This window comes from Pseudomonas sp. 3296, from assembly GCF_031456615.1.
Taxonomy (GTDB): Bacteria; Pseudomonadota; Gammaproteobacteria; order Pseudomonadales; family Pseudomonadaceae; genus Aquipseudomonas; species Aquipseudomonas mucoides.
Window position 1 is genome coordinate 390,475 of the sequence record NZ_JAVDUY010000004.1, and the last position, 14,226, is coordinate 404,700.

General features: G+C 60.5%; 13 protein-coding genes. 11 read left to right on the forward strand and 2 right to left on the reverse strand.

The features are described 5' to 3' along the window. Window positions 1–7: 7 nt before the first annotated feature. Window positions 8–1,660 (reverse strand): SulP family inorganic anion transporter, encoded by a 1,653-nt coding sequence (locus tag J2X66_RS13035; protein WP_310264859.1) that lies wholly within the window; start codon window positions 1,658–1,660, stop codon window positions 8–10. Window positions 1,661–1,754: 94 nt separating this feature from the next. Beyond that, window positions 1,755–3,035, reverse strand: coding sequence for an HAAAP family serine/threonine permease (locus J2X66_RS13040; RefSeq protein ID WP_310264860.1), 1,281 nt, complete (start codon window positions 3,033–3,035; stop codon window positions 1,755–1,757). A gap of 356 nt (window positions 3,036–3,391) precedes the next feature. Here J2X66_RS13040 and J2X66_RS13045 point away from each other — a divergent pair, with 356 nt between their 5' ends. The 11 genes from J2X66_RS13045 (at window position 3,392) to J2X66_RS13095 (ending at window position 14,085) form a co-directional block, all read left to right on the forward strand. Beyond that, window positions 3,392–4,201, forward strand: a complete 810-nt coding sequence (locus J2X66_RS13045; RefSeq protein WP_310264862.1) for a LuxR C-terminal-related transcriptional regulator — start codon at window positions 3,392–3,394, stop codon at window positions 4,199–4,201. 105 nt (window positions 4,202–4,306) lie between these two features. Then, a complete protein-coding gene (locus J2X66_RS13050; RefSeq protein ID WP_310264864.1) occupies window positions 4,307–5,422 on the forward strand; it encodes an ABC transporter ATP-binding protein in 1,116 nt (371 codons plus the stop codon). A 39-nt stretch (window positions 5,423–5,461) separates the two neighbouring features. Next, window positions 5,462–6,604: a spermidine/putrescine ABC transporter substrate-binding protein gene (locus J2X66_RS13055; protein WP_310264865.1), complete on the forward strand. Its 1,143-nt coding sequence runs from the start codon at window positions 5,462–5,464 to the stop codon at window positions 6,602–6,604. Between the two features lie 31 nt (window positions 6,605–6,635). Then, window positions 6,636–7,553, forward strand: a complete 918-nt coding sequence (locus J2X66_RS13060; RefSeq protein ID WP_310264868.1) for an ABC transporter permease — start codon at window positions 6,636–6,638, stop codon at window positions 7,551–7,553. A gap of 1 nt (window position 7,554) precedes the next feature. Then, window positions 7,555–8,382: an ABC transporter permease gene (locus tag J2X66_RS13065; RefSeq protein WP_310264871.1), complete on the forward strand. Its 828-nt coding sequence runs from the start codon at window positions 7,555–7,557 to the stop codon at window positions 8,380–8,382. Then, window positions 8,375–9,847 (forward strand): aldehyde dehydrogenase family protein, encoded by a 1,473-nt coding sequence (locus J2X66_RS13070; RefSeq protein WP_310264873.1) that lies wholly within the window; start codon window positions 8,375–8,377, stop codon window positions 9,845–9,847. Before J2X66_RS13065 ends, J2X66_RS13070 begins: the two co-directional genes overlap by 8 nt. Window positions 9,848–9,978: 131 nt before the next feature. Continuing rightward, window positions 9,979–10,362, forward strand: coding sequence for a tautomerase family protein (locus J2X66_RS13075; RefSeq protein ID WP_027923324.1), 384 nt, complete (start codon window positions 9,979–9,981; stop codon window positions 10,360–10,362). Window positions 10,363–10,392: 30 nt separating this feature from the next. Next, window positions 10,393–10,992 carry a TetR/AcrR family transcriptional regulator gene (locus J2X66_RS13080; protein WP_310264877.1) on the forward strand — a complete coding sequence of 200 codons (600 nt, stop codon included), beginning with the start codon at window positions 10,393–10,395 and terminating at the stop codon, window positions 10,990–10,992. A gap of 103 nt (window positions 10,993–11,095) precedes the next feature. Continuing rightward, window positions 11,096–12,061, forward strand: coding sequence for a 2-hydroxyacid dehydrogenase (locus tag J2X66_RS13085; RefSeq protein WP_310264879.1), 966 nt, complete (start codon window positions 11,096–11,098; stop codon window positions 12,059–12,061). A 144-nt stretch (window positions 12,062–12,205) separates the two neighbouring features. Then, window positions 12,206–13,273: a phosphotransferase family protein gene (locus tag J2X66_RS13090; RefSeq protein ID WP_310264881.1), complete on the forward strand. Its 1,068-nt coding sequence runs from the start codon at window positions 12,206–12,208 to the stop codon at window positions 13,271–13,273. Between the two features lie 44 nt (window positions 13,274–13,317). Further along, window positions 13,318–14,085 carry an SDR family oxidoreductase gene (locus tag J2X66_RS13095; protein ID WP_007948679.1) on the forward strand — a complete coding sequence of 256 codons (768 nt, stop codon included), beginning with the start codon at window positions 13,318–13,320 and terminating at the stop codon, window positions 14,083–14,085. Window positions 14,086–14,226 lie beyond the last annotated feature (141 nt).

Consider the following 14,226-nt stretch of genomic DNA (forward strand, 5'->3'; position numbering starts at 1 on the left):
ACAAGGGTTATGCGCTGGTCTTGAGGACTTGTTGCACCGCGCCATCCACGCTCAAACCGCTGAGGATCACCTGTGTATCCTTCACTTCCGGCAACGCCGCCAATGCGGCCTGCGCCGAGTCCTTGAGCCGGGCGAGCACCAGATGCTTCCCTTCCCCCCGCACCCGCACAAAAAAGTCCTGCAATGCCTCAATACTGGTGCCATCCAGATCCGGCGATTCCTCCAGGCTGAGAACCACGGAATGAATCGGCGTCTGCGAATGACGGATCAAGTGCAACGTGCTGCCCAGAATCCGCTCGACGTTGGCAAAGAACAACGCCTCCCCCGGCCGGACGATCAAAACCCCTGGCACCGTTTGCGCCGTTGGATGGAGGTTCAGGTCGACAAAGTCGTGTCCGCCGTCGATCCGCCCAAGAATCTGAATATCCGCCGCCGACATTTGCTTGAGCATCAACACCACACTGATCGCCACCGACAGCAGCAACCCGTCCAGCACACCCAGCACCAGCACGGCGGCCACCGCGCAGATGACCAGCAACCGGTCGCGCCGCCAGATGAAATAGCGTCCCAGCGGTTGCAGGCTCAAGCCTCGCGCCAGGGCATGGATGACGATGGCGGCGAGAATCGGCTCCGGGGTCAGGGCGATGAAGGGCAACACGGTCAGCACGATGAGCAACACCACCAGCGCCGCCACTCCACCCGCCAGCCGCGACGTGGCCCCTGCTGCTTCATTGGCCGACGTTGCCGAGTACCCTGCCCCCGCCGGCATGCCATGAAACAGCCCAGACAACAAGTTGGACGCCCCCAGTGCCAGCAGATCGCGATTCGACGAGATCCTGTCGCCGTGCTTGAGCGCGTAAGCGCTGATCGAGCCGTAAGACTCCGCGTACAGGATCATCACCATGGCAAAGGCCAATTCACCCAGGCGCAACCAGTCAGTAAAGGGCAATACCGGCAGCTTCGGGACTTCCAGGCTCAAATCGATCACGCCGATCAGCTTCACCCCATACGCCGGCAGGTTCAGCCATTGACTCGCCGCAATGCCAATCACCACCACCAGTAAGCCGCCCGGCAAGCGCCGGAACCTTGCAAACAGCACCAGCAAGGCCAACGCCACGGCGGCGACACCCGCCGCCACCCAGTTCCATTGCGGCAGTTGCTCCAGCAATTGCGGCAGAAAGTGCACCAGATTGCCGTCGCTCAGATGCACCCCGACCACGCTGGCGACTTGCTTGAGGATGATGGTCAGCGCCAGGCCAAAGGCGAAGCCGCGCAGCACCGGTTTTGCGATGAACGAAGTCACGCTGCCCAGTTTGAACAACCCGGCCAGCAGGAAGAACGCGCCAGTCACCAGCACCAGGCCGATGGCCAGGGCAGAGCGCAGTTGCGGATCGCCGTGGGCCAGCGTCGCGGTGGCGGCCGCCAATACCGCTGCCGACGACGAAGTCGCCGAGACAATGGCGAAACGGCTGGTGCCGAACAGCCCGTAACACAGCAAACCGGCAAACAAGGCGATTACCCCGGCCTGCGGCGCGACGGCGGCAATGCTTGAATACGCGACCGCTTCAGGTAACAACAGGCCGGCAATCGACAACCCGGCCAGCAGGTCCTGCCAGCGAGTGGATTGTTCAGTGAAATTTTGGGGTGAGGCGCTGGGCAATCCGGTGTCTCCAGGCGAAAAAAAACCGCTGCGCGCAATACGCGCAGCGGCCACTGTAGCTGTCAATCCGGCGCTGCGCGAGCAGGCCGAACGATCACGCGGTCAGCGAGTAGATCAACGCTGTAATCGCCACCAGGCCCACCGCCGTCACGAAGACATTGGACGCCTGCCCGCGATAACGCGCCATCGCCGGCACCTTGCGGATCGCATACATCGGCATCAGGAACAAAATCGACGCGATGACCGGACCACCGAGGGTTTCAATCATCCCGAGAATGCTCGGGTTCAACGTGGCAACGATCCAGCACACCACCAGCATGAACGCAGCAGTCATGCGGTCCAGAGTCTTGGGTGCCGGGCGCTTGCCACTTTTGACGATCAGGCCTTTAAGACCTTCGCTGGCACCGATGTAGTGCCCCAGGAACGACTTGGAGATGGCCACGAAGGCAATCAACGGCGCCGCGAAGGCGATGGTCGGGTTGCTGAAGTGGTTGGCCAGGTACGACAGGATCGACAGGTTCTGCGCCTTGGCTTCGGCCAGTTGTGCTGGCGACAGGGTCAGCACGCAACTGAAGACGAAGAACAGCACCATCACCACCATCAGCAGGTGGGCGCGAGACAGGATCTGCGAGCTGCGCTCTTCGGCGTGTTCGCCGTAACGGCGCTTCTGGTCGACCGCAAACGCCGAGATGATCGGCGAGTGGTTGAACGAGAACACCATCACTGGAATCGCCAGCCACAAGGTATGCAGCAGCGCCGACGGTTCAGGCAGCGTGCTGGCAGTGCTCAGAATGCCGCCGTTCCAGTGCGGGATCAGGAACACCGCCAAAAACAGCAGTGCAACGATGAACGGATACACCATCAGGCTCATGGCCTTGACGATCGCCTGTTCGCCGCAACGCACCACCGCCAGCAGACCGAGAATCAGCACGAACGACAGCACCGCGCGCGGGGGCGGCATGATGTGCAATTGATGCTCAAGGAAACTGCCCACGGTGTTGGTCAGTGCCACACTGTAGATCAGCAGGATCGGAAAGATCGCAAAGAAATACAGCAAGGTGATCAGCGCACCGGCCTTGATGCCGAAGTGTTCTTCCACCACTTCAGTGATGTCCGCGCCTTCGCGTCCGGACAGCACGAAGCGGGTCAGGCCACGGTGTGCGTAGAAGGTCATGGGGAATGCCAGCACCGCCAGGATCAGCAACGGCCAGAAACCGCCCAGCCCTGCGTTAATCGGCAAAAACAGCGTGCCAGCCCCGATGGCTGTGCCAAACAGGCCCAGCATCCAGGTGGTGTCATGACGATTCCAGCTCTCAAGCGTTGCTGGTGCCGCCGTTACATAGCGTTTGTCGACGCTATTGGCCTGATCATTCATCCGGTGGGATCTCCGCATTCCGGTCAGTTGCTACCCGGTCAGGACGAGTCGGAAAAACCCGACAGGCAGCGCCCTGGCCGAAACAGGGGCGCGATTGTCCGGGATTAATCAACAGAAGCAAAGACTTAGCTGAGGAATGGTTGTGCGGATCAGAGGTTTTCAGGACGTTATGCAGGAGCAGGGCTGTGTGCCGATACGATCGTTTCTGCTACCAACCGTGTAGCACTCGGTAACATCCAGCCCTGTTGCGGTGCATCTTTTCACTGACGTAACGGCGTGCGCCCCGTGTGGCAAGGCGCACCCCGCATGGCGTAGTTTGTGCATCCACTGGCACTCCACTCCTGTCTGAAACCGCCATGCGCCCCAAGGAACTGAAACTCTGGACCACCGGTGTCGCCCACCTGCTTGACCTGCCTGCCGGGCATGCGCGGTTATCGGCGTTGAGCCATTGGTTGCGCCAGGTGTGTCCGGTCGATCATTTCGTCCTGTTCGTCTACGAGGGCAATCACCGACCGTTGGCGCTGTTCGACACCTTTGCCGCCGACAAGCGTGCGGTGTATGTCGATGACTACCAGTGCGGTCCGTATCTGCTCGATCCGTTCTACCTCGCCTGCACCCGCGGACAAGCAGCGGGATTGTGGCGCTTGCGCCAGTTCGCGCCCGACCACTTCTACCTCGGCGAGTACTACCTGACTTATTACCAGCAAACCGGCCTGGCCGAAGAAGTGGCATTTTTTGTCGAACTCGGCGACGGCGCCATGGCCGTTCTATCGCTGATGCGCTCCTCGGCCAGTTGCGCGTTCAGTCGTGACGAAATGCAATTGATCGAGTGCGCACAAGCCGTCGTCGAACAAGTCGTCAACGAAGCCTGGCGCTTGCGTCAGGCGCAACAGCCGCGCCCGGCACAAGATCTCGACTTCAAGATCCGCGAAGCGTTCGATCAGTTCGGTGCGCACATCCTTACCGGCCGCGAACAGGAGGTGGTGCAGTTGCTGCTGCGCGGTCACTCCAGTGCCTCGGTGGCCGAGCAACTGAGCATCAGCCCCGGCACGGTGAAGATTCACCGCAAGAACATCTACGCCAAGCTCGGCATCGGCAGCCAGTCTGAACTGCTCGGGCTGTTCATCCGTGACCTCACCGGCCAGGAACTGCACGCCGAAGCCTGACACCTGAAAACGACTCTATCCCCCAAGGGATATATACAGCGCAAAACCGCGATTGCTAGTTTGGCTCCCGACGCAATGATTGATCACTGCAAGGGGAGCCGCACCGTGAATGACAACCAGCCAAGCGATATCGAATTCTGCAATGTGGTCAAACGCTATGGCGAGGTGGCGGCCGTCAATGGCCTGAATTTCGCCGTGCGTCGTGGCTCGTTCCATTCTTTCCTCGGTGGCTCGGGTTGCGGTAAAACCACGACCCTGCGCATGATTGCCGGCTTCGAACAACCTACCAGCGGCGAAGTACGCCTGGCCGGCAAAAACGTCGCCGGCGTACCGGCGTTCGAACGGCCGGTGAACATGGTGTTCCAGCATTACGCCCTGTTCCCGCACCTGACGGTGGCGCAGAACATTGCCTATGGCTTGCGTTATCGCACCCCGCGCCCGGATAAGAAAACCCAATTGCGCATGGCCGATGAGGCCCTGGAAATGGTTCGCCTCAGCGGCTTCGGCCAACGTAAACCGAGCGAACTCTCCGGCGGCCAACAGCAACGCGTCGCCCTCGCCCGGGCGCTGGTCAACAAACCGACCGTGCTATTGCTCGACGAGCCACTGGCGGCGCTCGACCGCAAGTTGCGCAAGGAAATGCAATCCGAACTGCTGCGTTTGCAGCGCGAGGTCGGCATCACCTTCGTACTGGTCACCCACGACCAGGAAGAAGCCTTGTCGATGAGCGACAGCATCAGCGTGATGCGCAACGGTTCGATCATCCAGACGGCCACCCCGGAACAACTGTACGAAGCTCCGGCCAGCCGTTACGTCGCCGACTTCATCGGCGAATCCAATCTGTTCAACGGCACCGTGCGCCACCTGCACGGCAATTCGGTGGTGCTGCGTACCGAGCAAGGCCTGGAACTGACCAGCCCGCTGACGCCGACCGGCAAGGCCCTGAGCGCTGACACCGCCGGTTGCATCGCGGTGCGCCCGGAGTTGATCAGCATTGCCGGCACCCACGCCGAACTGGCTCGTGAAGTGACACTGCAAGGCTGCGTGGAAGACCGCATCTACCTCGGCAATTCCACCGAATACCGCGTGCGCACCCAGGCCTTTGGCGTGGTTTGCGTGCGGGTGCCCCGCCAGCAGGATCACGGCGCCAACGCATTCGAACACGGCGCAGCAGTGAGCGTCGGCTGGGATCACGCCAATGGCCTGGCCATGGCGTTGTAAATCATCGACTCGATTCATCAACCGGATGTGGAGCGTGCTATGGACCAGAAGACGTTTATCAAAACCCTGCGCAGTTGGCAGAACGGCTCGATCAGTCGTCGCGAATTTCTTGGCCGCACCGGCCTGGGGATTGCCGCCGCCGTGGTCGCCACCCATATGCCCGGCCTGCTGACGTCCAACGCAGAAGCGGCCGAACAGGCCAAGCTGGGGGATCGCCTGTCACTGGCGACATGGCCGAACTACCACAGCCAGGAAAACCTCGACACCTTCGGCAAAACCACCGGCGCCCGCGTCTCGATGAGCGTGTTCGGCTCCAACGAAGAAATGCTCGCCAAGTTGCAAGCCGGTGGCAGTGGCTGGGACGTACTGGTACCGACCAACTACACCATCAGCACTTACGTCGGCCTGGGATTGATCGAGCCGCTGGACCTGTCACGCATCCCCAACTTCGATGCCTCGGCATTCCAGCAAAAATTCATGGCCCAAGGCACCGTGGACGGCAAGGTGTACGCCGTGCCGAAAAACTGGGGTACAACCGGCATGCTCTACGACGCCGGCAAACTGAAGAACGGGCCGAGCAGCTGGAAAGAGTTCTGGGCCGCCGCCCAAGGCCCGGCCAGCGGCCGGACGATGGTTCACGATTACCAGTTGACCGCCATCGGCAACGCCCTCAAAAGTTTCGGCTACAGCTTTAACTCCCTCGACCCAAAAGAATTGGCCGACGCGGAAAAACTGCTGATCGAGGTTAAACCGCACCTGTTCGCCATCAACTCCGACATTCAGCCATCAATGCGCAGCGGCGATGCCTGGCTCGCGATGTCGTGGACCGGCGACGCCTCGCAATTGCACCGCGACAACGCGCAGATGCAGTTCGAATTGGGCAAGGAGGGAGGCGAACTGTGGAGTGATTTCTTTGCCATCCCGAAAAGCTCGGAGCACAAGGACGCGGCCTACGCCTTCATCAATTACCTGCTCGACCCGCAGCACAACAAACTCGAAGTGTTGAGTCACGGCTATCCGAGCGGTGACAAACGGGTCGATGCATTGCTTCCCACCGCGATGCTCGACGATCCAATCATGTACCCGGCCGCCGAAGCACTCAGCCCACTGGAGTTCGGCGCCGCCGCAACGCTCACCAGCCCGGCGCGCGCCGAACTGATGGCGCGTTTCAAGTCCGCCTGATCGCCTGACCATGGCCAATGAGGAGTCACCCATGAATGCTGCCGCCCAACCGCAAACGGTGCAGCCGGGCAATGCGCTGTCAATCGAGGTACGTCAACGGCGCAGCCTCGGTCGGCGGATCACCCTGCTGATGCTCTTGCCTTCGACCTTGTGGTTCCTGCTGCTGTTATTGATGCCTCTGGTGATCATCCTGGTCTTCAGTTTCGGCGAGCGCAGTGCCGTGGGCGGCTACGCCGGTGGCTTCACCCTGGCCAACTACCTGAACCTCGGCTCGCGTGGCGCGGCATTCAGCAACACGCTGATGCTGGCGCCACTGGGCACCCTGGTGTGCCTGGTCGCGGCCTACCCGCTGGCCTACTTCCTGGCGGTCAAGGTCACCCGTAACCGCTCGCTGTTGCTGACGCTGGTGATCGTACCGTTCTGGACCAGTTTCCTCATCCGTACCTACGCCTGGATCTTCATCCTCAGCGGCAAGGGCATCCCCGCCCTGCTCGCCAGCCTTGGCTTGGAAGACGTGCGGCTGATCAACACGCCGTGGGCGGTGCTGATCGGTATCGTCTACGGCTACCTGCCACTGATGGTGTTTCCGATTTACGTCAGCCTCGAAAAACTCGACAAACGCCTGCTCGAAGCCTCTGCCGATCTCGGTGCCAGCGCGCTCGAGAGCTTCCGGCGGATCACCTTGCCGCTGTCCGCGCCGGGCATCATCACCGGCGTGATGCTGGTGTTCATCCTGTTGATGGGCGAGTTCCTGATCCCGGCGATTCTCGGCGGGGGCAAGGTGTTCTTTGTCGGCAACGCGCTGGTCGACCTGTTCTTGCAGTCGCGTAACTGGCCGTTCGGCAGTGCCCTGGCAATGACGCTGGTGGCGATGATGCTGCTGATCATCGGCGTGTATCTGAAACTGGTGGCGCGCTACGGCGGCCGCCCTGCCGATGGAGGGTTGTGACATGTGGCTGCGCAGCTATTCGACCTCGCTGTACCTGTTTCTCTACGCGCCGATCGCGTTGATCGTGCTGTTCAGTTTCAACGCCGGGCGCAGTGGCCTGGCCTTCGAATGCTGTTCGGCGCAATGGTTTGGTCGCGCCTTTGGCAACCCGTTCATCATGGAAGCGCTGGGGCACAGTGCGTTCATCGCCTTCACTTCGGCGGCGATCGCCACCTTGTTCGGCACCCTGGCCGTGTTCGGCCTGCAACGCGCGGGTAAAAAAGTACGCCTGTTGTTCGATGCACTGACCTATTGCGCGATCATCGTGCCGGGCATCGTCATCGGCATCTCGACGCTGATTGCGTTCATTACCCTGTTCGACCTGATCAATCCGCTGCTGGCGAGTTGGATTCCGAATATGCCGCGTCTGAACATGGGTTTTGCCACGGTGATTGCTGCGCATTCGCTGTTTACCATGGCGCTGGTCATGGTGATCGTGCGCAGCCGCGTCGACTCGCTGGACAAGGCCTTGCTCGAAGCTTCAGCGGACCTCTATGCCCCACCCATGCAAACGTTCTGGCGGGTGACCCTGCCGCAGATCAGCCCGGCAATCATGGCCGGATTCCTGCTGGCGTTCACCTTCAGCTTCGACGACTTCATCATTGCGTTCTTCGTTGCGGGTTCCGAAACGACGTTGCCGATCTACATCTTTTCATCGATCCGCCGCGGCGTGACGCCAGAGATCAACGCGGTCTCGACCGTCATTATCTGCGCCTCGCTGGCCCTGCTATTCACTTCCCGCTCTCTGCAAAACCGCCGCACCGGCGTTCAGGAGTCCAACCATGCGTGATCAGCTTTATATCAACGGCGAGTGGGTCAGCCCGGACCTGGGCGGTTATCTGGACGTCATCGACCCGGCCACCGAAGCCGTTTTCCATCGGGTAGCCGCGGGCACCGAAGAAGACATCGATCACGCGGTGCGCGCCGCACGCCGAGCCTTTGATAACGGCTGGAGCCAGACCATCGGCGCCGAACGCGCGCAATGGTTGGAGGCATTGGCTGATGAACTGGAAAACAGCCAAGCAGCCCTGGCCGAACTGGAAGTGTGTGACAACGGTAAACCATTGCCCGAAGCGCAATGGGACGTCGGCGATGCCATTGGTTGCTTCCGTTATTACGCCGGCCTGGCCCGCGAACTGGATCACCAGCAGGATCAACCGCTGACGTTGCCGGACGCACGCTTTCGATGCCGTATCCGTCATGAGCCGATTGGCGTCGCCGGGCAGATCATTCCCTGGAACTACCCTTTGTTGATGGCGGCGTGGAAAGTCGCACCGGCCCTGGCTGCAGGCGCCACGGTGGTGTTGAAACCGTCCGAACTGACGCCTCTCACGGCACTGGAGCTGGCCGCTGCCGCCGACCGTATTGGTTTGCCCGCCGGGGTATTGAACGTGGTCACCGGCCTCGGTGCCGACGCCGGCAGCCCGCTCACCGAACATCCCGGCGTAGACAAGCTGGCCTTTACCGGCAGCGTGCCCACTGGGGCGAAAATCATGTCGGCGGCCGCCCGCGACATCAAGAACATCAGCCTCGAACTGGGCGGAAAGTCTGCCTTCATCGTATTCGACGACGCCGATGTCGAGGCGGCGGTGGAATGGATTCTGTTCGGGATTTTCTGGAACCAGGGCCAAGTGTGCAGCGCCACGTCACGCCTGCTGGTGCAGGAAAACATTGCCCCGCGCCTGGTCGAACGACTGGTGGAGGAAACACGCAAGATCAGTATCGGCCCGGGCATGGAACCCGGTGTCCTGCTCGGCCCGCTGGTCAGTCAAAGCCAGCATGACAAGGTCCTCGGTTTCATTGATCAAGGCCTCGCCAGCGGTGCCCGTCTACTCATCGGTGGTCGGCGACCGGCGCATCTGCCTGAAGGTTACTTTATTGAACCGGCGATCTTCGACGAGCCCGGGCACAGCAGCATTCTCTGGCGCGAAGAGGTATTCGGCCCGGTGCTGTGCATCAAGCGTTTCAAGACCGAAGAGCAAGCGGTGCAAATGGCCAACGCCAGTCGCTTCGGCCTCGCCGCCGCAGTAATGAGCGCTGATTTGCAACGCACCGCCCGCGTCGCCAACCAGTTACGGGCGGGAATCATCTGGGTCAACTGTTCGCAGCCAACTTTCGTCGAAGCCCCGTGGGGCGGGATGAAACACAGCGGCATTGGCCGCGAGCTGGGTCAGTGGGGCCTGCACAATTATCTGGAGGTGAAGCAAGTCACCGAGTACATCAGCGACCAGGCGTGGGGCTGGTACCTGAAATAGTCGCTCTCGGATCAGAGGCTCACTCCCACAAACGGCATGCGGATGTTTCATAGCCAGATAACAGCTTTCGCTTGATAAAGGACATTCGTCATGTATTTTTAACTGACCGGCCTTTTTTCTGGAGACATCCCATGCCACTGGTTCGTGTCGACATCAAAAAACACCAAGACCCTACCTTCGCCAAACGCGTCGGCCAGCTGATTTACGCGGCCATGCACAGCGCCATTGCCGTACCGGAGAACGATAACTTCCAGATCCTGACGGAACACGATGAACACCATTTCATCTTCGACCCTGGATACCTGGGCATCAACCGCACCGACAATCTGGTGATCATCCAGATCACGCTGAGCGAAGGCCGCACGGACGAGAAGAAAAAGCTGCTCTACAAAACCATCGCCGAGAGCCTGAATCGCGAGCTGGCGGTACGCCTGGAGGATGTTTTCATCAATCTGGTGGAAGTTAAAAAAGAGAACTGGTCGTTCGGCAACGGGATTGCCCAATACGCCCTTTGATTCCCCACCTTTCATACCTGTGAGCCACTGATGCCCCGCGTTTCCCGCAAGCAAGCCGACCTCAACCGCGAAATCATCGTCGAGGCCGCCACGCGGCTGTTTCGCGAGCGAGGCGTGCACGGCATCAGTGTCGTCGACGTCATGGGCGCCGCAGGCCTGACCCATGGGGGCTTCTATGGACATTTCGAGTCCAAGGAGGCATTGGCGCAGGAAGCCAGTCATCGGGCGTTCGAGCAGTCGGCTGAACGCTGGCAGGAACGGATCGCCGCCCATGTTGACGACAAGGACGCCGCCCGTCGTGCGCTGATCGAGCCTTACCTGTCGCCAGCCAGCCGCGACAACCCGGGTGACAGTTGCCCGGTGGCGGCTTTTGCCGGGGACATGTGCCACGAAGAGGCCGACAGTGGTTTGCGCCAGACCTTCATGGAGGGGCTCAACCGGCTGCTGAAAGCCTATGGTTCGCTGCTCGATTCGGGCGATGTCGATGCCGATCGGCAACAGGCACTGGTGGAGTACTCGCTGATGGTGGGCGCCCTGACCCTCGCCCGCGCCACCCGCGGCGAGGCCGTATCGGAGGAAATTCTCGACGCCGCCCGCACCTTTCTGACTTCAAAAGGTTCATCAAACTGAACATCCACGTGTGCGACTGTTGGCCGTTGCTAAACTGTGCGGGAGCCCGCAATCTGAAGCAACGTTCGAGCCCCGACAATTTCGATGCCCACAGGAGCGCAGCATGCCTGCAACCGTTCTGGTACTGGTTGAAACCATCAATGATTACTTGCCGATTCTCGAACATCAGGGTTTTCACCTGATTCTTGCCCCCACACCCGCCGAACGCGCGGCGGCCATCAGCCGTCATGGAGCGCAGATCGATGCCGTGCTGACACGCGGCCCATTGGGTCTTTACGCCGATGAAATCGCCGCCCTGCCCAATCTCAAGATTATTTGCGTCATCGGTGCCGGGTACGAACACGTCGACCTGCAAGCCGCCGCTGACCGCGGCATAACGGTGACCAACGGTGCCGGCGTCAATGCCTCATCAGTCGCCGACCACGCCATGGCCATGCTGCTCGCGCTGGTGCGTGACATCCCCCGCTGCGATGCGGCAGTGCGTCGTGGTGAGTGGCCGAAGATCATGCGCCCTTCCCTGGCCGGCAAGCGCCTGGGCATCCTGGGCCTCGGCGCCGTCGGCATGGCCATCGCCAAACGCGCCGCCAATGGCTTCGACATGACGGTCAGTTACCACAACCGCCAGCATCGCAGCGATGTGCCGTACACCTTCTGCTCAACGCCCACCGAACTGGCGCGCACCTCGGATTTTCTGATTATCGCGACCCCTGGCGGCATTGGCACCCGACATTTGATCAACAAGCCAGTCCTCGACGCCTTGGGGCCCAACGGGTTCCTCGTCAACATCGCCCGCGCCAGCGTGATCGTCAGCACCGACCTGATCAGTGCGCTTGAGCAACGACGCATTGCCGGTGCCGCGCTGGACGTGTTCGATGCCGAACCGCATGTGCCGGAGGCGCTCAAGTCGCTGGCCAACGTGATCCTGACGCCTCATGTGGCGGGTTTGTCCCCGGAGGCGACTCAAGGCACTGTCGAACTGGTGGGACGCAATCTGACGGCGTTCTTCTCCGGCAACCCGGTCTTGACCCCCATCGAACTGCCGACATCGCTGAGCAGCGCTGCGATTTGAGGCTCATTCAAACAGGTGTATCAAAAGCAATGATTGCCCGGCAACACGCTCACCTATAAGGGCTGTTGATGGTTGTGGGTGCCGGGTGTGCGGATTAGATTAGCCAATAGTCGCAGGCCTCCAAAATAAGCAGAAGGGATAAGCATGGCGCTTACTGACCAGTCCACCCGTATCCGCTCTGGCGAAGAACTTGATGCCAGCCTGATCGATCCGTACCTCAAGGCACACATTCCGGGCCTCAGAGGTTTGCCGCAGATCAGCCAGTTTCCCGGCGGCGCATCGAACCTGACGTACCTGCTGGAATACCCCGAGCAGGAATTTGTCCTGCGTCGGCCGCCATTTGGCCACAAAGCCAAGTCCGCCCACGACATGGGCCGCGAATTCCGCATTCTCAACCAGCTCAAGGACGGCTTCCCGTATTGCCCCAAAGCCTACGTGCACTGCACCGACGAATCGGTGATCGGCGCCGAGTTCTATGTGATGGAACGGGTCAACGGGATCATCCTGCGCTCCGAACTGCCGCCGGAACTGGGTCTGGATTCGGCAAAAACCGAGGCCCTGTGCAAAAGCTTCATCGACAAGTTCGTTGAACTGCACCGTGTCGACTACAACGCCTACGGCCTGGGTGATCTGGGCAAACCCGAAGGTTATGTCGCCCGCCAGATCAAAGGCTGGAGCGATCGTTACGAGAAAGCCCTGACCCCGGACGCACCACAGTGGGACGTGGTCAAAGCCTGGCTCAACGACAAGATGCCGGCCGACCACCCGACATCAAGCATCGTCCACAACGACTATCGCTTCGACAACGTGATCCTCGACCCACAAAACCCGATGCAGATCATCGGTGTGCTCGACTGGGAGCTGACCACCCTCGGCGACCCGTTGATGGATCTGGGCAACACCCTCGCCTACTGGATCGAAGCCGGCGACCCGGCACCGGTGCAACTGATGCGTCGCCAGCCGAGCCACGCACCGGGCATGCTGACCCGCCGTGAATTCGTCGACTACTACGCTGAACGCTCGGGCATCCAGATCGACAACTTCGACTTCTACTACACCTACGGCCTGTTCCGCCTGGCGGGCATCGTCCAGCAAATCTACTACCGCTTCTTCCATGGTCAGACCCAGGACAAACGCTTCGCGCAGTTCATTCACATGAACAAACTGCTGGAGCAAATGAGCCTGCAAGTCATCCAGAAATCCAGCCTTTGATTACGCGCCTGGCCCAATAACAAGACTTTTTATAAGAGAACCCCATGTCCAAGACTCAGTTGTTCGACCTCGACGGCAAGATCGCTTTCGTTTCCGGCGCCAGCCGTGGCATCGGTGAAGCCATCGCCAAACTCCTGGCCCAGCAAGGCGCCCACGTCATCGTCTCGAGCCGCAAGCTCGACGGCTGCCAGCATGTGGCCGACGCGATCATCGCCGCTGGCGGCAAAGCCACCGCCGTCGCTTGCCACATCGGTGAAATGGAACAGATCAGCCAGGTCTTCGCCGGCATCAAGGAACAGTTCGGCCGTCTCGACATTCTGGTCAACAACGCAGCGACCAACCCGCAGTTCTGCAACGTGCTGGACACCGACCTCAGCGCCTTCCAGAAAACCGTCGACGTCAACATCCGCGGCTACTTCTTCATGTCGGTGGAAGCCGGCAAAATCATGCGCGAAAACGGTGGTGGCAGCATCATCAACGTCGCCTCGATCAACGGCGTCTCGCCGGGCATCTTCCAGGGCATCTACTCGGTGACCAAGGCCGCCGTGATCAACATGACCAAAGTATTCGCCAAGGAATGCGCGCAATTCGGCATCCGTTGCAACGCCCTGCTGCCAGGCCTGACCGACACCAAGTTTGCCTCGGCACTGGTCAAGAACGATGCGATTCTCAAAACCGCGTTGCAGCAGATTCCACTCAAGCGTGTTGCTGATCCGAGTGAAATGGCGGGCGCGGTGTTGTACCTGGCCAGTGATGCGTCGAGCTACACCACTGGGGTTTCGTTGAATGTGGACGGTGGGTTCTTGTCCTGATAGATGCATCCAAGGCAGCCCGGAGCCAATCCGTTACGGGCTGTCAAACCACACTCCCTGTGGGAGCCTAGCTTGCTCGGCTGCCACAGGTTCTGTGTTTGGGGTCTATTGGGTAATGCAGCGCGTGGTCGTGGTCATGCG